Origin of the sequence: Nostoc sp. LEGE 12447 (assembly GCF_015206985.1) — a bacterium.
Taxonomy (GTDB): Bacteria; Cyanobacteriota; Cyanobacteriia; order Cyanobacteriales; family Nostocaceae; genus Nostoc.
The window spans coordinates 15,804-39,900 of record NZ_JADEXT010000028.1 but is presented as its reverse complement, the minus strand read 5'-3'; the positions used below and the strand labels follow the sequence as shown (position 1 = coordinate 39,900).

The window sequence follows — 24,097 nt, the reverse complement described above, 5'->3', positions numbered from 1 at the left end:
GGATTTTCAGATAAATTACTGGCTCTTTAAAGAGTAAATAAAGAATTTATTTGAGCGATCGCTATTTCTAGATAGTCTTATATTCTAGAAATTAAAGCACCTTCAAAAAGGCTAGAAGACAAGGTTGGACTGGTTTTGTTAAATCTATCGACACAACAAACACCTCAGTACAATTAAACGTAGATATAGATTTATGGGTAATTTCCCTCTACATATTTCTACTTTCAGTAGTTACCGGAAAATACCGATTGCCCATGAATATTGATAGTAACGTTGATTTGTAAACCTCTACACCAGCATAATCCTGGACAATATGTGCTTGACTGAGTGGCAAATAGCAATAACATATTTTTGCCCTCAATTATCTCCAACTTTTTGGACTTACAACAAGATTCGGATTTGGGTCTTTGGCATTGATAGCCTTTGATAACGCCTCAGTAATTCACTCCTGTATAAACCCAAAGACATTATGACAGCTTCAATAATTCCATCTCTAGAGAATTTATATGATGTAACCCAGGAACACCAAGATAATCGTGGGTACTGCACACTCCTGTGGCGGCGGGGTCAGTTGTTGGTGAAGCAGCCTGGACAAGTGAAACAACCATATCTGCCTGCATTAGATAGTAAGCGATCGCTAGTAAAATGCTTACAACATTCTCCAGTAAGTTTGGTAAGCATAGATCCAAAGCTAGGTGAGGCTTTGCTCAGGTTTTGGGCAGATGCGTGTCAAGAAGCTCAAAAACCAATATTCCTAAGCATACCTGCTGGCAATAAACTTTCTAATCAACCCTGGAGACAATTGCAGCGATTAATTGATTGGATTGCTGCTTTAGTATTGCTGCTATTAGTAAGTCCAGTCATGCTGGGATTGATGGCATTAATGCAGGTTTACTCACCAGGATCGCTTTTTTGTCGTGAATGGCGTGTTGGAGAACGGGGTAAACTCTTTCAAGCAATGAAGTTTTGTACGCACAATATCACACCACTAGGGCGTTGGATAAATAAATACAATCTCGACAATCTCCCACAGTTATTTAACGTACTGCGGGGTGACATGAGTTTGACTGGTGGTGGATCTCATTGCTGGACTTTGGAAGATGCAGTACAGCTCAATAAACTACCAGACATTAAAGCTTCCTGGGAAGTAGAGGCATCTCACCTGTTACATCTAGATAGCCAAACACTGTAATTCATCTGTGCGGTAATTGATGATTTCATCTACCGCACTGAGGCTAACGCAAAAATTACTTACATTGCATCTTTAGCGGTCTCTCTACCTTGCCAAACTATTATTATAAAATCGATGAATTCTCAACTCCCTCAAAAATTCCGTAGTCTGCTCAAAGCTTCTAGCTTTTGGCAAGACAACTATTTGATATTGCGAGAATTTAAACACTTTCGCAAAATAGTAATTTTAGCTTTAACCTTCTCAATTTTAGCAGCAACCTTTGAAGGAGTAAGCATTGGTTTTTTACTCTCCTTCTTGCAAAGCTTAACTAGTCCAAATGCTCAACCTGTCCAAACAGGAATAGAATGGTTTGATATTTTGGTCTTAGGATCTAAGTCATCATCAATTAACCGTCTCTACCGCATATCTTCACTGATATTATTAAGTACTTGGTTACGTGTTGCCTTCAATTATTTTGGACTAGTTTATACTGAACTATCCCAACTGCATTTTGGCGATCGCTTACGCAAGCAAATTTTTGAACAGTTACAATCCTTATCGTTAAGTTACTTTGCCAAAACTCGTTCTGGTGAACTAATTAACACAATAACCACAGAAATCGAAAGAATTAGACAGGGTTTTAGTGGTGCAGCATTTTTAGTAACTAGAGGCATAACAACTCTTGTCTACTTAATCTCAATGTTTTTGATATCATGGCAACTAACTGTAATTTCAGCATTACTATTTACACTTTTAGGTGTAGGGTTATCTAATCTGAATGCCAGAGTCAGAGAATCCAGTTTTGGCATGACAGCTGCCAATGCTAACTTTACATCAACAGCCATAGAATTTATTAATGGCATTCGCACTGTTCATTCTTGTGGTACTCAAGAATTTGAGCGCCAGCGTTACTACAAAGCTAGCGACAAGGTAGTAAGTACTACAACTAAAGTTGTATTCACTTGGACACTTGTCAAGCCAATTGCTGAAGGGGCAGCCACTACTGTGTTGGTGGGAATGATTATTTTGGCATTCACTAGCCTGGTTAGTAATGGAACGCTACAAGTTGCTTCTTTGCTAACATTTTTCTTTGTGTTATTTCGCTTCATCCCGTTTGTTCAAGATATTAATGGTACACGAGCATTTCTCAGTACTCTACATGGCTCGGCAGACAACATTAAAAACTTGTTGAAAAGTGATGATAAAAATTATTTTAAGAATGGGAAACTTCAGTTTAAGGCTTTAGAAAGGGCAATAAATTTAGTATCTGTAGATTTCGGTTACGATGACCAAAATATAGTACTGCATAACATTACCCTAACCATTGAAAAGGGAAAAATGACTGCACTAGTTGGAGCATCTGGTGCTGGTAAAACCACCCTTGCTGATTTAATCCCCCGATTTTACAATGCCACAGAGGGAAATGTTTATATCGATGAAGTTGATATAAGACTGTTTGAAATTAATTCTTTACGTCGTAAAATAGCTGTTGTCAGTCAGGATACATTTATCTTCAATACTGATGTTTGGCAAAACATTGCTTATGGTACTCCACAAGCTACTAATGAGCAAATTCAAGAAGCTGCTAAATTAGCGAATGCGCTGGAATTTATTTTAGAAATGCCCGAAGGTTTTAATACCCAATTGGGAGATCGGGGTGTTAGATTATCTGGAGGACAAAGACAGCGAATTGCGATCGCACGGGCGCTACTACGGAACCCAGAAATTTTGATTTTGGATGAAGCAACAAGTGCCTTAGATTCTGTATCCGAGCGCTTAATTCAAGATTCGTTAGAAAAGCTATCTGTTGGTAGAACAGTAATTGCGATCGCTCACCGTCTTTCTACTATTGCGAAAGCAGATAAAGTCGTAGTACTAGAAGCAGGACGGATAGTAGAACAGGGCAAGTATCAAGAATTACTCGCACGCCAAGGCAAGCTATGGGAATATCACCAGATGCAATACTATAATTCGTAATTCATAGTTCGTAATTCGTAATTTACAAAATATAAATTACGAATTCATTTCCCTACTCAGTTATTGATAATTTTAACAAGGAAAAATAAATGGTAAATATAGGATACCACACTGCTAAAATTCAGGGTAAATTTAATCGTTCTCTATATAAAGCAGCCATTTCTCAGATTGTCAATATCCCCATTAAACAAACTCGGCAAGTTCCAGTAAGTATCTATGCCTTATCATGCGAACGCGATCTACCAGAACAAGTAGCAAGTATTCGCTCATTCATTCGTCATGTTGGCATTCCAGAGACATTTACTGTAGTTTCCGATGGTAGTTATACTGATTCTAGTTGTAATTTACTCCGCCGTATCCATCCCTGCGTTCAGGTAATACTTTTACAAAACTTCCTGAGAACAGATTTACCTCAATGTGTTCTTGATTATGCCCAACTGCATTCAATGGGCAGAAAGTTGTCGGCATTGATGTCGATTCCTGTTAATGGTACTACGATTTACACTGATTCAGATATTTTATTTTTTCCTGGTGGGATTGACTTAATTGATTTGAGTAAGTCGGACGAAAAATACTCTCTTTATCTACCTGATTGTTCGATGTCGCTTGACGAGCGAATTATTTATGATGAGTCTGAAAAATCGAATCCTGTAAATGGTGGATTTATATTATTTAGGCATGAATTTGACTGGAGTTTTGCCATCGAACGTTTAGCAAATCTTCAAGAAGTTCCTAGTTATTTTACTGAGCAAACAATTGTACATTTGACCATGCACCACAATCATGGTAAACCTCTATGCTCAAATAAATATGTTCTCAATATAGAAGATCAGTTTATTTATCCAGATAAATCTGCAAGTAAAAACATTGCTATCAGACATTATGTGAGTGATGTTAGACACAAGCTTTGGTTTAATGTTGGTATATAAGTTGATGAAGATAAGCCTCCATTGATATGAGGAATCTAATTAATAATAACGTAAAGAAAAATGGTGATTAATGCTTAACTCAATCAATGAAGCCAAACAAGATAATAAACACTTGCATAGAGGGATCTTTGAAGAAGACCTGATTTATCAATGCTCTAATTTTGATGTAGGTGAGGGCGGAGGTGTTGAAACTTATTTAGCTTCTCTGTTTGAACATCGACCACCTGAAGTTAGCGATCGCGTGATAAAATCCCTCAAGGGTGTTGACCAAAGCCAATTCAAGCTGCTGCACATCCACAGCCCAGATTTATTATTGCAGCTTACAGGCGAATGTCCTACTGTCTTTAGTGTTCATAATCACTCATTGTACTGTCCTAGTGGCACAAAGTATTTAGCAGGGCAACGGACAATCTGCGATCGCAACTTTTCTTACTTAGGTTGTACTTGGGGTAAGTTAGTAGATAAATGTGGTAGCCGTAGACCGTTAAGAACTCTTAAAGAACTTCAAATTACTCATCAGTTATTAGATACCTTAAAAAAGGTAAAAATTACTTTTGTTGCTAATAGCGAATACGTGCGTCAAGAGTTAATTAAAAACGGCGTACCTTCTGAGCAAACTGTAACACTACACTGTGGTATCTCTGTACCGCAAATAAAGACCGCTCCCCTGAGCTTAGAAGTTCACCAAAATCATAGAATTTTATTTGTTGGTCGCATTGTTTCTGATAAAGGTCTGGAATGGCTACTTAAAACCTTAATACATACAAATCCGCAAATTCAACTTGATATTGCAGGTGAAGGTTGGGAACGGCCACGGTTAGAAAAGTTAGCAAACACACTCGGATTAAGTAATCGGATCACTTGGCATGGTTGGTGCGATGCTGACAAAATAAATCAACTTTATCAACAGTGTTTTGCAGTCATCTTTCCTAGTGTCTGGCCTGAACCTGCCGGTCTTGTAACCCTGGAAGCATACTCTAATTATCGACCTGTAATTGGTAGTGCAGTAGGAGGTATTCCAGAACATTTACGAGATGGAGAAACAGGTATTCTTGTTCCAGGTAATGATATCAAAAAGCTAGTTGATGCTATTAATTATTTGGATGGAGATTATCAAAAAAGCCGACAAATGGGCGAACAAGGCCATGCTTTATTGATGAAGGAATTTACAATGGCTGCTCATGTAAATAATCTGCGAACAATTTATGCAAAAACAATAGCTGATTTTCCTGCGAGAACGAAAAAATTATATAGCATTTCTCAAGTGAAATAAGCTTAATTTGGTCAAAATCTCTAATGGTGCATCTTTTATCTATGAAATATAAAGGAAAAAAATATGTCATTATCTCAAGAATGCCAACAGCCTTTAGTCAGCGTTATTATCCCTACCTATAACCGACCAGACTATCTCAAGCAAGCGATCGCTAGTGCTATTAAACAGACTTATCAAAATATCGAAATTATTGTTTCAGATAATTGCAGTCCAGAAAATCCTCAAGCACTTGTGGCATCTTTTGGTGACTCACGTATAAGATTTTGGCGACATCAACAAAATATAGGTATGCTTGCTAATCAGCAGCATGGCTTCAAGATGGCACGAGGTAAATATGTTGCTAGCCTTCATGATGATGATATGTGGAATGAAGACTTTCTAGCAAAGCTTGTACCAGTTCTTGAAGCAAATCCTGAGTTAATCCTCGCTTTTTGTGACCAATATATCATAGATGCAAATGGTATAATTGATAATGCTGGGACTGAAAAAAATACACGCAGTTATAAGCGAGATAAACTGAAAGAAGGAATTTATCAACCTTTCTACAAAGTTGGATTGGTAGATAAAAGTATACCTACTGCTGCATCTTGTGTAATTCGCAATAATCTTGTCGATTGGGATAGTATTCCTCCAGAAGTTGGCGGGATGTGGGATTTATATTTAACTTACCTGTGTTGTATATCGGGTTATGGTGCTTACTACTATCCAGAAAAACTGACACGATATCGCGCCCATGAGCAAACTGATACTATGCTCAGTGGTAGTCGAGATGTACAGGCAAAAATCCGCAAAGCTAAAAGCGAAATGTTCTGTTATCAAGCCTTTATGGAAGACGCTCGGTTACAGAAATTTAGAACGTACTTTCAACAAAAATGGTTAGAGGCTAATACAACTTTGGGAATTGGTTTGCTGCGAAGTAAACAGATAGCAGTAGCACGTCCTTATTTTTGGCAGGCGCTGACTAAACAAAAATTTAATGCGCGAACTTTAGTAGCGCTAAGTCTTAGCTTTACTCCACAATTTTTGGCAAATAAATTAATCGAATTGTCGAAATAGTAGGTCAGGTAGGGGCAATTCATGAATTGCCCCTACCTGAAAATTAGCGTTTTGGCTATTGTTTGCGTAAATCCTGTTTTTAACGAACCGCAGAGGGCGCAAAGAGCGCAAAGGTAAGAAAAGAAGATTATTTAAAGTTCTTTGGCTGCGGTTATATGTGAGCTTAGATTATTAAAGAAGGTATTGGATGAAACTTTGTATTGTTACTCATAAAATTAAAAAAGGTGATGGACAGGGACGGGTAAACTATGAGGTTGCTAATGAAGCAATTCGTCGTGGTCATCAACTGACATTATTAGTGAGTGAAGTTGCACCAGAACTAAAGGAGAATAGTCAAGTTAATTGGATTCCAATTCCAGTCAAAGATTATCCGACAGAATTTGTACGTAATTTCATATTTGCCCAAAAAAGTACAGATTGGTTACGGAAAAATCGCTCTAAGATTGATTTAGTTAAAGTCAATGGTGCAATTAATCTGGCTGCGGCTGATGTGAATGCTGTACATTTTGTCCATAGTTCATGGTTGCGATCGCCTGTTCATATTTCTCGCAACCGCCGAGATTTATATGGTTTGTACCAGTGGCTGTTTACGGCTTTTAATGCCCGTTGGGAAAAACAGGCTTTCCAAAAAGCGCAGGTTGTTGTCGCTGTATCGGAAAAGGTAGCTCAGGAATTAGTCAACATTGGTGTACCTCGTTCTCGCATTCGCGTAATTATTAATGGCGTTGACTTAGACGAGTTTACTCCTGGTGAAAGCAAAAGCAATCGCCAAAAGTTGGGTTTACCGGAGAATGTCACCCTGGCTTTATTCGCCGGAGATATCCGCACGCCCAGAAAGAACTTAGATACAGTACTGCACGCCTTGGTGAAAGTTCCAGATTTACATCTGGTGGTAGTGGGACACACCCAAAATAGCCCTTTCCCGCAGTTAGCAGCCTCTTTGGGGTTAAATGAACGTGTGCATTTTGTAGGATTTCGCCGTGATATCCCCCAAATTATGCAAGCAGTAGATTTATTTGTTTTTCCTTCCCGATACGAAGCTTGCAGCCTCGTATTGTTAGAAGCACTTTCTTCAGGACTACCAGTAATTACTGCCACAGCCACCGGGGGCGGAGAGTTGGTAACACCAGAATGTGGCATCGTCTTATCCGACTCAGATGATATTGATGCTTTGGCTCTGGCATTGCTGACTTTGGTGAGTAATCCCACCCTCATACAGCAAATGGGCAAAGCTGCTCGTTCTGTGGCAGAACAACATAGCTGGACTAGTATGGCACAAACTTATGTGGATCTATTCGAGGAGTTAAGCAAGAATGCGGAACACCGTTCTGATACCAACTTATCGCCGTCCACAAGACCTATCACGCTGCCTTTTAGCGCTACAGAAGCAAATTAAACCCGTCGATCAGGTGATAGTGGTTGTCCGCGATACGGATGCAGAAACTTGGCAATTTCTGGCGCAATTAAATGCTCCCAATCTGCCACTGCATACTGTGAAAGTGACACAACCGGGCGTAGTAGCAGCCCTGAACGCCGGATTAGCAGCAGTGGAGGGCGATATAGTTTCCATAACTGATGATGATGCTGCACCACACCCAGATTGGTTAGAGCGCATCGCCGCTTACTTTACCTCAGATAGTCGCCTTGGCGGTCTGGGAGGGCGTGATTGGGTATACCACGGCAGCAAATTAGAAGATGAATCTCGCCCAGTAGTGGGACAGTTACAGTGGTTTGGGCGAGTGATTGGCAACCATCATCTGGGAGTGGGAGAACCCCGCGAAGTCGATATTCTCAAAGGCGTAAACATGAGTTTTCGTAAAGAGGCCATCGGACAATTGCGCTTTGACGAGCGGATGCGTGGTACTGGAGCGCAGGTACATTTTGAAATGGCATTTACTCTGTCATTAAAGCGGGCTGGTTGGAAGATAATTTATGATCCTAATGTTGCCGTAGATCACTATCCTGCACAACGTTTTGATGAAGATCAGCGAAATAATTTTAACGAGATTGCCTTTATTAATTTAGTCCATAATGAAACCCTAGTTTTACTAGAGCATTTGCCATTTATCCGCCGGATTGTATTTTTATTCTGGGCAATATTTGTAGGTACATGCGATAGTTTAGGTTTTGTACAATGGCTGAGATTTTTACCTAGCCAAGGGCAGTTAGCGGGGAAAAAATTGCTGGCATCTTGGCGTGGGCGTTGGCAGGGATATAAACAATTCGTAATTCGTAATTCGTAATTTGTAATGAATTTAATTTCTTTTTAGCTCTAGTAGTCTGTAAAGCTAAAAGTTATGAGTAAAAAAGTTCGTAGTAAAGACTTTAGTCCTTACTACAAACCTTAAAAATTAGCTTAGACATTGTACTAGTTAGCATTGGTAAATCTAAAATCTAAAATTGAATGAATTCTAGACAGATACTTTTCAATAGTTTTTTAGAAGAAAATTATTCTCCAGAAGAGCGATCGCAACAGGGGTGGATGGCGATCGCAGGCTTTGTATTACTGATTGTAGTTTGCTATTTTGCTGGTGCTACTGCTGCATTGCGCCTAATTTATCCGGTGACGGCTTTAGCTGTAGCTGTGTTTTTATACTTGCGGCATCCCATTCTCTACATCAGCTTTACCTGGTGGATATGGTTTCTCACACCCTTAGCTACTCGCTTAGTTGACTATCGTGTAGGCTGGGACGCTACCCGCCAGATGCTCATAGCACCATATTTAGTGGTGTTTGTAACCATAGCAACATTCTTGCGACATTTTCCCCGCGCCTCACGCCAAGGGGGTTTGCCGTTTGTTATGGCTTTTATCGGAGTCTTTTATGGCTTTCTCATCGGTCTGATTTATAACCCACCAATCCCTGTAGCACGTGGGCTGCTGGATTGGCTCAGTCCGATTATCTTCGCTTTTCACTTATTTATAAACTGGCGAGATTATCCCAGCTATCGCCAGAATATTCAGCGAACATTTCTTTGGTGTGTACTAATTTTAGGAACTTATGGCATATATCAATTCGTAGTAGCTCCTGAGTGGGATAGGTATTGGCTCATCCAATCAAAACTATTCATGAGTTCTGGAAACCCTGTACCTTTCGGGATGCGTGTCTGGAGTACATTGCACTCAGTCGGCCCTTTTGGTTCCGTCATGCAAGCTGGTTTACTATTGTTATTTACCAGTTCGGGAAATTTAATTTTTCCTGCTTCAGCTGTTGGTTACTTGTCGTTCTTACTAACACAAGCACGGACTAATTGGGGAGGCTGGTTATTTGGAATAATTATGATTGTGGCTTCAGTCAAGGCGCGAATTCAAATGCGCTTACTTATCATAATTGCTGTGATGGCAATTTGTGTTGTCCCATTGACAACTATTGAGCCAATTGCTGGAGTTGTATCAGCCCGTTTGGAAACTTTTTCTAATCTTCAAGAAGATACAAGTTTTAAAGATAGATCGGGAAGTTATGACAAAAACCTTGGTCTAGCCCTTTCTAATGGTTTAGGTAACGGCTTAGGCAATATTTGGAAAGTCAACGAGAAAACTGGTCAAATTGAAGTAGTGGTGATTGATAGTGGCATTTTAGATATGTTTTTCACCCTTGGTTGGTTTGGTGCCATCTTTTATATGGGTGGATTAATCTTGTTAATTATTAGTGTTAGCAGTTATGGTGAAGGACGTTTTGATAGTTTTATCAGTGCTGCTCGCGCGATTGGTATCAGTTCTGCTACACAGCTAATTATTGGTAGTGGAATGTTAAGTGTAGCAGGCATGATTCTTTGGGGATTTTTAGCTATGGCTATGGCAGGACACAAATACTATAGCAATCCCAAGAATTTATAAATATGAATTGAGTTAAACAACAAAATCTGACAACTTAAATAGGACTGATTAAATTATGAAAGCAATTATTGTAATGCCACTAGCCGAACAACGAGGCGGCGGTGAAATGATGCTTTGGGATTTAGTACAGCAGGGACGTAATGCTGGTGTTGAGTGGCTGGTGATATTTTTAGAACACGGCCCGATGGTAGAACAAGTAAAGTCCCTTGGCATTGATGCACGAGTTGTAGAAAGTGGACGTTTACGCCAAATCCACCGTTTTATTGGTGCTGTTTTTCAGATAGCTGCGATCGCACGCCGCGAACGTGCAGATATAATTGTCAATTGGATGTGGATTACGCATATATCTGGAGGCTTGGCGGCAATGCTGGCTAGTTTGCCTGCTGTATGGTATCAGCTGGAAGTACCGAGCGATAAAACTTGGTTGGTACGACTCGCTACTTTAATCCCAGCCCAAGCAATTATCACCCTTTCTCAAGATGGTAAGCAAGCCCAAGCAGAGATTTGGCCCCATAGGCCAACACCCTTAGTTTATCCTGGTGTCGCACTAGACCGATTTGAGCCTGATGCTTTGCCAACTCCAGATGAAGCACGGCGCAAACTAGGCTTACCTTTACACGGCCCGTTGATTGGAATTGTGGGACGATTGCAACGATGGAAGGGAATGCACATATTGGTGCAAGCGATGCCTAAAATTTTAGAGAAGTATCCTGATGCTCATTGTGTGGTAGTTGGCGGTAAGCACGATTTAGAACCCGACTATGAAGACTTTTTAAAAGCAGAAATCACAAACTTGGGCTTGAAAGAACAAGTAATTATGGCTGGACTACAGCGTAATATCCCGGAGTGGGTGCAGGCAATGGATGTATTCGTTCATGCCTCGGATAAAGAACCCTTCGGAATTGTGATTATTGAGGCGATGGCGCTGGGTAAACCTGTGATTGCTGGCGATGCAGGTGGCCCGACAGAGATTATTACCGATGGGATGAATGGACTATTAACACCTTACGGCGATGCGGATAAATTAGCGATCGCAATTCTCCGCTATCTTGACGAACAAGAATTTGCCCGCAGTGCAGGAATAGCTGCCAGACAACGCGCTTTAGATTTTTCAACGCAGAATTATGCTCAAAACTTTATTAGTGCAATTCGTTCTGCAATACCCAGTGTTTCATCTGCTGAATGAAACAGTAAACTTTTTGCAAAAGTCAATTTTATGAAAATGAAACCACAGATTGATGCTAATGAATTATCTATGTGGTGTCTGTGGTTAAAAAATAATACAAAGTCTCCAGCGATCGCAATTCTCCGCTATCTTGGCGAGTAGAGATGTTCCATTGCAACGTCTCTACTCTATATTTTTGAAATTAATTACTTAACTGTCTTATCTATCAGCCTACTTGAGTGATGTAAAAATTAACACTAGTCGCATCGCTTAACGATATGGATAAAGTGGAGCTAAATTAAATGAGTGGGCGTAAATAATTGTCGTTGGGATAAGGCAATAGGCAATCCTGCTACAGTCAATAGACGCAAGGGTTTTAGCCTAGTTCATTTTTTTACATAGTTTGATTTTATTGTGCCAACTTACTTAGTCAAGCAAAAAATTATTCCTTACCTAGCTGATTTTTATTTTGATTTCATGGCTTAAATTCTTTATCTAACTCTTATTAATTTGCTTAATTATACAAAATTGATCGACTATTACTTAAACATTGGCTACAAAGCTATAGATGTGCTGCTCTGTTATTTGATCCACCAAATTCTTCAAATTACCGAACTCATCAAATCTTCATATATTTGAAGCATAGTTTATCTTTTATTGTAAAAATAGTGGGAATAATAAAATAAATTTGATTGAACAAAGTAGTTAGCTATGAGCCAGATATGTTCTATCTCCAAAACCTGTGCTTGTCGCAATGTTGCACGCTGCCAGACTCAGGAGGCAGGCAGGCTCTTTCTCTGGTTCCCCGTTACACATACCCTCAAAAAAGTCACCTCCTACCTACAGCAGCTTAGACTTGAGTATGAACTGATGCACGAGCGACCAGGTTTGAGTTTGAAGTGTAAACCCGGACAGTCCATAGAAATTGCCCGTAACCTGGCCAAACTACTTGCACCTAGAGAATTAAAAGAGACGCAAGTCCTTTTCATTCAAGGTAATATCCAACCTCAACTCCATGATTTTAGTGACATAGCGTCATTACAACGCTTCATTAAGTTGAACCAATCAGACTGGCTGTTTGAAATGCTGGCGACGGAACGATTCACCAGTTACTTTCAACCAATTGTCTCAATTAACGATACATCGCAGATTTTTGGATATGAATCGCTCTTGCGGGGACTGGATGAAGAAGGGAATTTAATGCTACCGGCACCAATTATGGAGTTAGCAACCGAAGCCGGACTAATACCACAACTCGACCAAATTGCTCGCCTCAGCGCAATCACTGAATTCAGTCGGTATAAAGTGAGTGGGCATATCTTCATCAATTTTGCGCCAACATCACTTTACGATCCAGCTTTTTGCCTAAGTAGTTCAGTAGAGGCAATTGATACTGCCGAAATTCCCCATGATCGCGTTGTTTTTGAAGTTGTGGAATCAGATAATCCTCAAGATTTAACCCATCTCAAGGCAGTGCTTAAATACTACCGGGATGCTGGATTTTTAGTAGCTCTTGATGATCTTGGTTCTGGCTATTCCAGCCTAAACTTGCTGCATCAGTTACGTCCAGACTTTATCAAGCTGGATATGGAGTTAATTCGAGATGTACATCAAGACCTTTACAAAGCTTCGATTACCGAGAAGCTTTTAGAGATTACTCAAAAGTTAAACATCCAGACCGTTGCTGAAGGAATTGAGTGTATTGAGGAACTGAACTGGCTGCGAGAACGAGGTGCAAATCTTGCTCAAGGCTATTTGATTGCTAAACCTAGTGCAGTGCCTGTCACTACAACCCCTCACTTTGATCCGATCACGTTAAATGTAGCATCGACAGATTCTAAGCTGGTTAAGCGGCATGTCCAACACCAAAATGAGTCTGAGCGAATTGTCGCGGCTGTGACGCAGCGCATTCGACAATCGTTAGAGTTAGACGAGATTTTGCAAACCACAGCAGCCGAAGTGCGGCAACTGTTTGAAGTAGACCGAGTAATAATTTACCAGTTTGAGTCAGACTGGAGTGGGTTAGTAGCTGTAGAATCCTTAGCAGAAGAGTGTATGTCCATTCTGGGATTTCACGTTATGGACACATGCTTTCAATCTACCCGTGCAATTTACTTTCAACAAGGTAACACCAGAGCAATCGAAGATGTTGAAACTGCCGGACTATCGCCGTGTCATGTTGACCTCCTGCGGAGTTTGCAAATCCGAGCAAACCTTGTCGTACCTATATTGCAGAAAGAGCGTTTGTGGGGACTATTGATTGCTCATCAATGTCGTAATGCCAGACAATGGCAGCAATCGGAGATTAACTTGTTTAACCAGTTAGCAGGACAAGCTGCGATCGCTATTCAGCAATCAGAACTTTACCACCAATTACAAGAAGCAAACCAAGAATTACAGCGCCTTGCCTGTTCGGATGGTCTGACCCAAGTGGGAAATCGACGCTGCTTTGATGACACATTCAACACACAGTGGCAACGGTTGGCACGAGAGCAAGGTTCGCTATCTTTGATTTTGTGCGATGTCGATTACTTTAAGCTTTACAACGATACGCATGGACATCTGGCAGGAGATGATGCCCTTAGACAGGTTGCTAAGGTAATCTCTCAAACAGTTAAATGCCCTGCTGATTTAGTTGCTCGTTATGGTGGAGAAGAGTTTGCAGTTATTTTACCGAATACTGATATTGAAGGGGCCATTGCAGTTGCAAGAAATATTCAGACCAATATTAGTGCATTAAAAATGCCTCATCCCCATTCCCAGGTTAGCGAATTCATCACTCTAAGTCTTGGTGTGGCAACCATTACTCCTCATAGCCAATTATCTCCCGCAACCTTAATTGCTGCTGCTGACCAGGGACTCTACCAGGCAAAAGCACAAGGAAGAAATTGTGTGGTGCAGATAAACTGTCAGGATGTTGAGCCTAAATCTTTCCTTTAGTACCAGTTTCATTTCCTCTGCTATATAACTACTATATCTAAAAGGGTAGTCAATTTATATTTTTTAATATAGCTTGCTTTATTTCCACCCATTTGACTTGAGATTACTGAGTAAAAAATATTATTTCCCAGTCCTCAGTTCCTACTTCATGTATTTTGCTATATGTAGTTTATTCCGGTTACTTAACAGCTTGCCACAGGCTACGCTTAAGCAGCTTAAACCAGTGTTCACTGATAACTAATAGAATTTAGAACTTACGCAAAACTATACGCGATAGGGGCAATTCAATTGCCACTACCCGAAAATCTTTCTTTTTGGATTCTTTTTTAAAATTGGTATAAGTCCTGGAATTGGATCGCTTATCAATGAATACACACTTAAGTATGTTCAATTTAAAAGTAATTTATGTAACCATTAAAGCCGAAATTACACAAATATCTTCCTTAAAGGCTTTTTGGAAATCATCACTTAGATATAAAGTGATTTAAATGTTAATAGCTTGACAACAGATGATTATATGAAATAATTATCATCTATCTTATAGAGATATCAAGGTATCTCTCAATAGGTTTTGATAATAAAACGCTTAAACTTTTTAAGTTTTATGATCGCGCATGAATATATTAATCATTTTAGCTGAAGTCAGCCTTGTAATCTTTGTTTTTTTATTACTGAACTGGCTTGTAAACAAGTTATTCAAGCTATTTACAAAGACCTCTATATTAAAGAGCGAAGATAGGAGTATCAAAACCTTGCGTCGGAACATCACAGGGTTATTGTTACTTGCTTGCTTGGTGTCATGTATTTTGATTGTGGGTGCTAATGGTTATCTAGTTTATCGTGGCGAAAACCTTCAACAATACACCATAGCAATGCTTGAGCGTATTCCATCAGGATTTTGGATAACTCTAGGAATTGGCATAGCTCAGAGCATTGGCACTTTCATATTAGCTGCGATCGCACTGAAATTTCTGAAATATTGGCTGAAGATAGCTAGCACTCGCGCCAAGAACTTAGAAAAGAATACCGCCGATGATGAAAGTATTGATGCTTTCTTTAACGCCCTCTATCACAGAATTAGCGGTGGAATCTGTCTGTGGGCTGTCATTTTGTGTGCCCAATTTCTCAAATTGCCCGCAACGGTTTCGGAATATTTGTACATTGCACTGCGAATCTATCTAATTATTGCCGTCGGGTTGCTGATTCTCAAAGCAGTCGCTGCGGTAGTTGATTTTCTTGATGCGCTCAGTGTCAGATACTCCAACCCCGATAACCTCTTGAGATTTTACGATCGCCTCCGACACCTGATACCCTTTTTAAAGCGGTGTCTGGAATTTGTAATTTATGTCTGCATGGCAACATTAGTGATTCAGCAGGTGCAGTTAATCGCCAATATCGCAGCTTTTGGCCCGCGAATGATCAAGATCATCGGCATCATCTTCATTAGTCGTGTGTTGTTTGAGGTCGTTTACTTACTTGTTGAAGAGGTTCTGTTTAAAGACCGGAATCTAACTGATATTCAAAGAAGTAGACGCTTGACACTCGTTCCTCTTTTTCGTAGTTTCTTGCAATACTTTGTATACTTTGCTGCCATTATCTCTATTCTCTATACTCTTGATATTGATCCAACTCCTATACTTGCAGGTGCTGGTATTGTCGGTATCGCTGTAGGTTTAGGGGCACAGACACTGATAAATGATATAGTTTGCGGCTTCTTCATTCTGTTTGAAAACTACTACTTAGTGGGTGATTATATCGAGGCTGGGAAAGCTGAAGAGAGGGCTGTTGAAGGTATTGTTGAGGCAATTGAACTCAGAACCACCCGTATTAGACATCCCAATGGTCAATTGCAGATTATTCGCAATGGAGATATTGGCTCAATTACCAATTATTCTAAACAGTATATCTTTGCAGTAGTGGAAGTTGGTGTGCCTTATAATTCCAACTTAGCCCATGTGTACAAAGTGATTGAGGAGGTAGGACAACAGTTAAAAACAAACGATCCAGATGTACTCGAAGGTACACAGATAGATGGAGTGGAAAGCCTTGGAGAGTCTAACTTGTTGCTGCGGACATTAACGAAGGTGAAGCCAGGAAAACATCTTCAGATTCAACGCGTTCTTCGAAAGATTTTTACAGATGCACTACTGCGCGAAGGAATTGTAATTCCCATCCGTGCCGAAAGTGCTGAAGGTTAATTTGGCAGTTTATTTTTAAAGAGCTTTGCGAGTTGGTGTTATGTCAGGCTGGAAGAAATTTGAAAGCTAGCAAAAATTGTGTCCATTCATACAACAAAATAGTAATGATTGTTATAGGCTTGGAAAGCCCTTTACTTTTATACTTTTGGCGAAACTTCACCGCCAAACAAGCACCAGAGCGATAGGAAATTACTTATGACCAAATGCGATTGATACTTATCAAACGTAAATCTGGTTAAGTTGAACATATCCCTGTCAGCAGCATAAGTGACATCCTACGCCCTGGTTATCTCTTTTAACAGGACTTAAACAAAAATCAAGCCTCGCATCACAATAGTTTCTGATAATTTCTACAGCAATATAGGAATCATATTTGATTTCTGAAAAAATCTTGATAGTCTTGTAATGGACTGTCTAGGCTAAAATGTTACAAAAAAATTGTAGGTTGGGTGGAGGCTTTGCGTAACCCAACATCCTGATATATGTTGGGTTGCGCTCCGCTCCACCCAACCTACGTCTAATGCACTATTTTGTGTAGACAGTCCACTACGTGCATTTCAAAAATCAAATACTAGTCCTATATCCCTCTTCCATCACTCTAGGCAGAGTAAAATAAAAGTAAAACGTTCAAAGGAGGGCTGGAGCTATGACACAGCCCAGAATTCCTAATAAGACAGTCACCTTTGTAGATAATTATTGTGCTGCTTACGAAAAATTCTTCCCAGAAGTAAGAAGTTACGAAGCGTTCAAGCGATTGCACTTGGGAATGACAGCAGAAATTAAGAGGAAGACGTGACCAGCAATTGCCAGAGCAGTGGGGTTAAACAATGAGCAATCGTTGCTTCATTTTTTGACAGAATCACCTTGGGAAGTAGAGGAAGTTAGAAAGCAAAGATTAGAAATAATTCTCCAAAAAATAGGAAGGAAAGAAATCATCTTAATCATTGATGAAACAGGAGATAAGAAAAAGGGGAAAAAAACAGATTATGTGGAGAGGCAGTATATAGGTAACTTAGGAAAGACAGAGAATGGAATAGTATCTGTAAATGCTTATGGAATATGGCAAGGAGTAACGTTTCCATTACTGTTTAGAATCTACAAACCTAAGAAACGGCTCAAAGGAGATGATATCTATAAGACAAAGACTCAATTAGCAGCAGAAATAATTACGGAACTCCAAGAGATAGGGTTTAAGTTTGAGTTAGTTTTAGCAGATAGTCTTTACGGGGGAAGTGACACTTTTCTGAGTGTATTGAATCAATATAAAATGCCATTTATTGTGGCAATTTCGTTGTAATCATGGTGTCTGGATGCCATCTGGGCAAGGAATTAGGTACAATAGATGGAAAAATTTTGAGCGAATCTTCTCTAATGGTAAAACTAAAGAACGCTACATGAGAGAAATTATCTTTGGGAAGCGAAGAACTTGGAAGTATTGGCAAATTACAACAGATATAACTAAGTTACCTGATAACTCTACTTGGTATATAATGACCAATTTATCAGATACACCTCCGGCGGTAATTGGCAATAATTATGGCTTGAGAACTTGGATAGAGTATGGTTTTAAACAATGTAAAAATCAGTTAGGGTGGGCAGATTTCCGCTTGACTGAGTACCATCAAATTGAACGCTGGTGGGAAATTGTCGAGAGTGTCTTTTTGATGGTTAGTTTGCAGTTTTCTGTCATGAATCAGTCAGAAAATGCAGGCGATGATTCTTCAGATAAGAATCTGTTATTCAAGTTGCGTCAACATCCTTCGTGGAATAACATTTTTAGTTGGAATCACCGACTGAATAATTTACGCTTAATCCTCCAACCATACATTTATTACTGTTTACTTAAACCTTGGATACAACTGTTTAACAATCGGTATTTACAAATTGGTTTTCAATGGCTAATTCAAATTATGAATGAGTTTATTGGTTTCATTTTTTCTTATTCACAATTGGAGGATTTATCTTTTTACTCTGCCTAGAGTGATGGAAGAGGGATATATAGATAGCTATGAAATCCCTGAGCAAATTAATCAACTCAAGCCATAGTCAAACATTGAATACTAACTTTATGGTGATTTTGTTAAAGTATAAAATTTGTCAGAACGCATTTGGGTGCCATTTCGCCAAACTTCCACTCTTTCAGGGCTGACTAAATAATAAAAACTACCATTATCTGCTCGATATCTGCCTTTACCAATATTCAAAGCTGGTATTTTTATAGGCTTGCTTGGGTCTTGCTTCAACTGCCCAATATAAAATAACTGCCCATTTTCTTCACAGACTTTGACACGAATATTTGCAGTTTCACCATCAATAATGGTAACTCCATTGCAATTAGTATCACTGCTTATAGGTGCAAAACCCATTGGAGGCAATGAAGGTGAAACTTGCTTTGCTACGGGGGGTGTCGAGGCTGGGCGGTTCGGGTTATCCACTTGCTGAATTTTAGAAGCAGGGGAAACACTTGCAGTTAAAGATGTCAATAGACGAAGGGGATCAACTGCTATTCGACCATTTGGATGAACTTCAAAATGGAGATGAGGTGCTGTACTATTGCCTGTAGATCCCATCTCAGCAATAATTTGACCTTGAATGACCTGTTGATCCTTGCTTACCAGCAAACGGCGATTATGACCATAAACAGTAGTGCTACCGTCAAGATGTTTAATAGTTATGGCATTGCCTAACCCCCAATTATCCCAACCTGCTTTTACAACAGTACCCGATGCAGCAGCAACAACTGGGGTTCCAGATGCCCCTGCAATATCAATTCCTTCATGTTGATATTTGCGAAAGCCTTGAGAAATAAACCCTTGAGTTGGCCAGATTAAGTTAGAAGCGGGGATAGGAGTTTGCCCAATTTGGGAATCGCTTGCTAACTGTGTTAGGGCAGATCTAGTTGTACTGAATACGGCGGTTAAGGATATTAAACCAATTAGTCCATAAGTGCGGTATCGAAAAACGGTAAGTTTTTTCATAATTGCAAGCCTATTAAAACAATAATTCAGATAGTTTCTGATTATTTGCTGTTTCAAGCTAACTCGGAAAATATCAGGAAGTTTAGCAGATATGTTATTTTTAAGACTTTAGCCAGATACTTTCGTGCTAGAAGTACATAAACATCTCCAGAAATCAAATATGTTTTATCCAGAACCCTTGTAGAGACTTAGCACTGCTAAGTCTCTACATTTATTTTCGAAGATGTCTAATATCTGCTCCGTATGCCAATTATCGACGCATCGAACGGCGGCATACGTTTATCAATTGCTAGAGTCTTGGGTTTCAGACCCCCAATGTTGTCAGCTTTCTGCTTTCTTACGAGAGTTCAGTGGCTTCAATTTAGGAGGGGTCGAATCCTATAAGTAATACTGCTCCTGCCTTATCTGCGACACGCTGCGCGATCTACCTTATGCCTCAAACCTTAGTGTAATTATCGATTACTTTGGCTAAGTCTGGAATAGCTTCTTCTACGTGCTTTTTGGCTGAACCGCGAAGTTTTTCATAGGTTCCTCGCACAATTTGGCGCTTGGCATTCTTGACTCTAGCATCAGTTACACCCAGTAGCGCGTCTGCTGTATGAGAGCGGTTTGCACTCAGGTGTCCAATTGGATCGCCTTTCTGTACACCTTCGCTCCAGATGGGATCAAGTGCGGTGAGGCACTGCGGCAGGATCTGCTCAACTACGTAGGGGATATACCCTGGCTTGACTCCTTTGAGAGCAGCAAAGGCAGTTTTCAAAGCGATGCCGCTCATACCTGACTTGGATGCAAGCTGTACTTCTATCATGTTGCAACATTCATCTACGACCATCGCTTTTTTGGTCGGGTTCAAAAGTCCTTCGCTAAGTCCCATTTCACTTTTCCTTATCTCAGTACTTAATTTCTATTCGACTAACTTTTTTAGCAAGCAGGAAATTACAGAAAATGGTATCAGAGTTAGAGGATGTTATGAACATCACTTTCTCACTACTGAAGGCTTCGTCCATAGTGCAATACGCTTGAGTTAAGGCTTGATTCTCTCTAACCCTCCTTAAAAAGGAGGGAATTAGAGCAAGCCTTGCGTTTACACGGTAGAGTTGCCAGAAAAAAGACAGGATGGTAAAAATTAGGTTATCCCGTCCTGCTGAGACCTGAGTTGTGTCTCTGGCTGACTTGAGCCAGCAGGTAAAGCCTTATGTCCAGATCCCGAAGCACCATTAGGAGAATCTGGAGGTTTTGAGCCACCCGATCGCTTCCGAGAAAATATGGACTGAGCTAGTGTCTTGACTAAGATATACAAAATTGGCACCAAGAACAAACTCAAGAACGTGGAAAGCAGCAACCCTCCAAAGAGCGCTGTTCCTAAAGACCAACGGCTACTGGCTCCAGCCCCTTGAGAGATCACCAAGGGCAAAAATCCTAACAGCGCTGCAAAAGAAGTCATTAAGATGGGTCGCAGACGTTCTTGTCCCGCTTTCACCGCCGCGCGTGTGTAGCTCATACCTTGCTCATGCAGCTGATTGGCAAATTCTACGACTAAAATCGCGTTTTTTGCAGCTAGACCAATCAAAGTTACTAGACCCACTTGACAATAGATATCATCCACTACTTTGGGGAAGAGACTACCTGCCATGAAAATATTGGAACGTAGCCAAATTGCCGTCATCGCTCCCAAAACTGCTAGGGGAACTGTCAGCAAAATAATGATTGGGTCAACATAGCTTTCATACTGAGCTGCCAACACCAGAAAGACAATAACGATCGCTAAAGCAAAAATCAAGCCCGTAGCTCCCCCTGATGTCTTCTCTTGGAGATAAGTCCCTGTCCACTCATAACCAAATCCTTGAGGTAAGACCTCTGCTGCTACTTGCTCCATCGCTTTTATCGCCTCTCCAGAACTAGAACCGGGAGCAGGAGCGCCCTGGACTTTGATTGACCTGTACAAGTTGTAATGGGAGACGGTTTTTGGCCCTACAAAGGGAGTAACTTTCACCAAACTGCTCAACGGAATCATCGCCCCGTTTGCAGAGCGAACATAGAGTTTACCGATATCATCTGGATTAGAGCGAAAAACCCCATCTGCTTGGACGTATACTCGATACTGTCGCTGTCCTTGGACAAAGTTATTTACATATTGCGACCCCAAGTAAGTTTGCAACGCTCCAAAGATGTCGTTAATTTCTACATTGAGAGCTTTGGCTTGGTTGCGGTTTACCTGAATGTCAAATTGGGGAGTGTCTGCGGTGAACTGAGTGAAAACTCGTTGTAAAACAGGCTTTTTATTTGCGGCTGCAATAAATTTTTTAGCAGTCTCAACTAGGGTTTCAATCGGCGCACTTCCTGTTCGGTCTTGAATGATAAACTCAAAACCACCTGTACTACTTAACCCTCTAACCGGAGGAGCATTCACTGCGATCGCTCTAGCTTCTGTAATTGCTGAGAGCTTTTTGTTCAGCCTCTGAAGTATGCCATAAACAGATTGAGATTCTTCAGCTCTCTCTTTCCAGGGTTTCAGATTAGCAAAGGCAATACCCAAATTAGAAGCATTACCATCGAAACCAAAGCCACTGATCATAAAACTAGCTCTAACTTCGGGAGCCGATGTTACTTCTTTGACAACCCGATCCATAACAGATTCGGTGTACTTCAAAGAAACCCCATCTGGTCCTTGGACAATTACAAAGAAGTAACCCTGATCTTCCTCTGGAATAAACCCGGTAGGAACTGCTCTGTACATTAAAACCGTTGCGACTAAACCAGTGATGAAAACCCCAACTACAATCGGCTTGACATGGGTAAGGTAGCTAACAAACCCGACATATCGCCGTGTAAACCAAGAAAATCCCCGATTAAATTGCGTAAAGAACCAACCCAAAGGGCCCCGTGCAGTCTGAGCAGGGCGCATGAGGATGGCTGCCATACTTGGAGAGAATGTTAAAGCATTGAAGGTGGAAATGGCAATGGAACAAGCAACGGTTAACGCAAATTGTTTGTAGACAATCCCTGTAGTACCTGGAATGAATGCAACGGGAATGAATACCGCCATGAGTACAAGTGAAGTGGCAATGATTGCCCCAGTCAACTCTTTCATAGCTTCGACAGCCGCCTCAAAGGGCCTCATGCCCTGCTCCAGTTTGACTGCAACTGCCTCCACTACAATAATCGCATCATCAACAACGATCCCGATCGCTAGCACGAAACCAAATAAGGTCAGTGTATTAATCTGAAATCCTAAAACCAACAGAGCCGCGCATGTCCCAATCAGGGAAACGGGGATCGCCACAGTGGGAATGATCGTGGTACGCCAATCTTGCAGAAAGACGAAAATTACCAAGACCACCAGGATAATCGCCTCAACCAAAGTGTGCAGAACTTCTTCTAAAGAAATTTCCACAAATGGCGTGGTATCAAATGCCAACTGTGCTTTTAGTCCAGGTGGAAAACTCTTCTCCAACGCTACGATCTGCTCTTCAACAGCATGAGCAACATCTAAGGCATTACTACCCGGAAGTTGATATATCCCCAAACCCACGGCTGCCTTGGGAGCATTTCCTGGGATTGTAAATTTGGCATCAGCAAGATAGTTTTCTGCTCCTAGTTCAACTCGACCGACATCTCTGACTTTAACTAGGGTGCTATTCGTAGTGCCATTGGTAGTGCCATTGGTAGTGCTATTGGTAGTACTATTAGTGCCACCTTGACTCACCTTCAGCACCATATCCTCAAATTCAGCCGCATCTTTAAATCGACTGGTTGCCCGTAAAGCAAATTCAAAGCTTTGATTATCTGGTGCTGGTTCCTTACCAATCGCCCCTGCACCCACTTGAATATTTTGTTGTTGCAGGGCAGTTGTCACATCTTGAGGAGTTAGTTGATGTTGGGCAAGCTTGTTGGGATCGAGCCAAAGACGCATGGCATATTTGCGTTCCCCAAAAACCCTGGCACTTCCTACACCAGGAAGTCGTTTGATTTGATCGAGAATATAAAGATCGACATAATTACTGATAAAAATGTTGTCATACTCATTATTTTCTGAGTAAAACCCATAAACCAGAAGGAGACTGCTTGATGCCGTTTCAACTGTGACACCTGTTCTTTGAACAGTATCTGGTAATTGAGGTGAAGCAAGTGCTTCTTTATTTTGAACGTTTACTTGAGCAATATCGCTATTAACATTAGTTGGGAAGGAGACAGTTATATTGCTAGAACCATCATTACCCGTGTTAGAAGATATGTAAGATACATCTTTAACACCATTAATTTGTCGCTCGATAATGTTGGTGACACTGCTTTCTGTTGTTTGAGCATCCGCACCAATATTGTTAGAGCTAACGGTGATTTGCACCGGGGCGAGATCCGGTAGCTGAGAAATTGGCAGGATGGGAATACAAATGCTTCCCAGCAGCAAGATGATAAACGTACAGACTGTAGTTAAAACTGGACGTTTGATAAAGGTGTTGACAAACATAAATCCAGGAACAGTTTAATTCTGGTTACGGACAGAGTGGCTTTTTATTAATATAAGAATTTATTAAGGTTTCATGTTAAATATTTTCTCCTTCCCATACTCCGTAT

The 24,097-nt window shown here is 40.5% G+C and carries 15 protein-coding genes and 1 pseudogene; 13 read left to right on the top strand and 3 right to left on the bottom strand.

Annotation, left to right across the window (positions count from 1 at the left end; all coding sequences use genetic code 11):
* The first annotated feature begins 469 nt into the window (after window positions 1–469).
* The 13 genes and pseudogenes from hepC (at window position 470) to IQ274_RS24195 (ending at window position 18,523) form a co-directional block, all read left to right on the top strand.
* Window positions 470–1,192, top strand: a complete 723-nt coding sequence (gene hepC, locus IQ274_RS24250; RefSeq protein WP_194143691.1) for a heterocyst development glycosyltransferase HepC — start codon at window positions 470–472, stop codon at window positions 1,190–1,192.
* 114 nt (window positions 1,193–1,306) lie between these two features.
* Window positions 1,307–3,148, top strand: a complete 1,842-nt coding sequence (hepA, locus tag IQ274_RS24245) for a heterocyst formation ABC transporter subunit HepA (RefSeq protein WP_194143690.1) — start codon at window positions 1,307–1,309, stop codon at window positions 3,146–3,148.
* A gap of 89 nt (window positions 3,149–3,237) precedes the next feature.
* Window positions 3,238–4,077, top strand: a complete 840-nt coding sequence (locus IQ274_RS24240; RefSeq protein ID WP_194143689.1) for a hypothetical protein — start codon at window positions 3,238–3,240, stop codon at window positions 4,075–4,077.
* A gap of 70 nt (window positions 4,078–4,147) precedes the next feature.
* Window positions 4,148–5,350 (top strand): glycosyltransferase family 4 protein, encoded by a 1,203-nt coding sequence (locus tag IQ274_RS24235; protein WP_194143688.1) that lies wholly within the window; start codon window positions 4,148–4,150, stop codon window positions 5,348–5,350.
* Window positions 5,351–5,413: 63 nt separating this feature from the next.
* Window positions 5,414–6,406 carry a glycosyltransferase family 2 protein gene (locus tag IQ274_RS24230; RefSeq protein ID WP_194143687.1) on the top strand — a complete coding sequence of 331 codons (993 nt, stop codon included), beginning with the start codon at window positions 5,414–5,416 and terminating at the stop codon, window positions 6,404–6,406.
* A 187-nt stretch (window positions 6,407–6,593) separates the two neighbouring features.
* A complete protein-coding gene (locus tag IQ274_RS24225) occupies window positions 6,594–7,802 on the top strand; it encodes a glycosyltransferase family 4 protein (RefSeq protein WP_194143686.1) in 1,209 nt (402 codons plus the stop codon).
* The gene (locus IQ274_RS24220) at window positions 7,720–8,649 is read left to right on the top strand and encodes a glycosyltransferase family 2 protein (RefSeq protein WP_194143685.1); all 930 of its coding nucleotides are present in this window, start codon (window positions 7,720–7,722) and stop codon (window positions 8,647–8,649) included. The genes IQ274_RS24225 and IQ274_RS24220 overlap by 83 nt, the downstream gene beginning before the upstream one ends.
* Before the next feature lie 161 nt (window positions 8,650–8,810).
* Window positions 8,811–10,241, top strand: a complete 1,431-nt coding sequence (locus tag IQ274_RS24215; RefSeq protein ID WP_163928462.1) for an O-antigen ligase domain-containing protein — start codon at window positions 8,811–8,813, stop codon at window positions 10,239–10,241.
* 55 nt (window positions 10,242–10,296) lie between these two features.
* On the top strand, window positions 10,297–11,427 hold the full coding sequence (locus tag IQ274_RS24210; RefSeq protein ID WP_194143684.1) for a glycosyltransferase family 4 protein: 1,131 nt from the start codon (window positions 10,297–10,299) through the stop codon (window positions 11,425–11,427).
* Window positions 11,428–12,117: 690 nt separating this feature from the next.
* Complete coding sequence (locus IQ274_RS24205) at window positions 12,118–14,346, top strand: EAL domain-containing protein (RefSeq protein WP_194143683.1); 2,229 nt, start codon at window positions 12,118–12,120, stop codon at window positions 14,344–14,346.
* Window positions 14,347–14,960: 614 nt separating this feature from the next.
* Window positions 14,961–16,544 (top strand): mechanosensitive ion channel family protein, encoded by a 1,584-nt coding sequence (locus IQ274_RS24200; protein WP_163928465.1) that lies wholly within the window; start codon window positions 14,961–14,963, stop codon window positions 16,542–16,544.
* Window positions 16,545–17,190: 646 nt separating this feature from the next.
* The gene (locus IQ274_RS38085) at window positions 17,191–17,340 is read left to right on the top strand and encodes a hypothetical protein (RefSeq protein WP_416209849.1); all 150 of its coding nucleotides are present in this window, start codon (window positions 17,191–17,193) and stop codon (window positions 17,338–17,340) included.
* A gap of 6 nt (window positions 17,341–17,346) precedes the next feature.
* Window positions 17,347–18,523 (top strand): annotated as a pseudogene (locus tag IQ274_RS24195) (IS701 family transposase).
* Between the two features lie 87 nt (window positions 18,524–18,610).
* Here the strand turns inward: IQ274_RS24195 and IQ274_RS24190 are convergent.
* From IQ274_RS24190 to IQ274_RS24180, 3 genes are all read right to left on the bottom strand, one after another.
* Window positions 18,611–19,522, bottom strand: a complete 912-nt coding sequence (locus IQ274_RS24190) for a M23 family metallopeptidase (protein WP_194143682.1) — start codon at window positions 19,520–19,522, stop codon at window positions 18,611–18,613.
* A 436-nt stretch (window positions 19,523–19,958) separates the two neighbouring features.
* Window positions 19,959–20,396 (bottom strand): DUF6918 family protein, encoded by a 438-nt coding sequence (locus IQ274_RS24185; protein WP_194143681.1) that lies wholly within the window; start codon window positions 20,394–20,396, stop codon window positions 19,959–19,961.
* 252 nt (window positions 20,397–20,648) lie between these two features.
* A complete protein-coding gene (locus tag IQ274_RS24180) occupies window positions 20,649–23,990 on the bottom strand; it encodes an efflux RND transporter permease subunit (protein WP_194143680.1) in 3,342 nt (1,113 codons plus the stop codon).
* Between the last annotated feature and the right edge of the window lie 107 nt (window positions 23,991–24,097).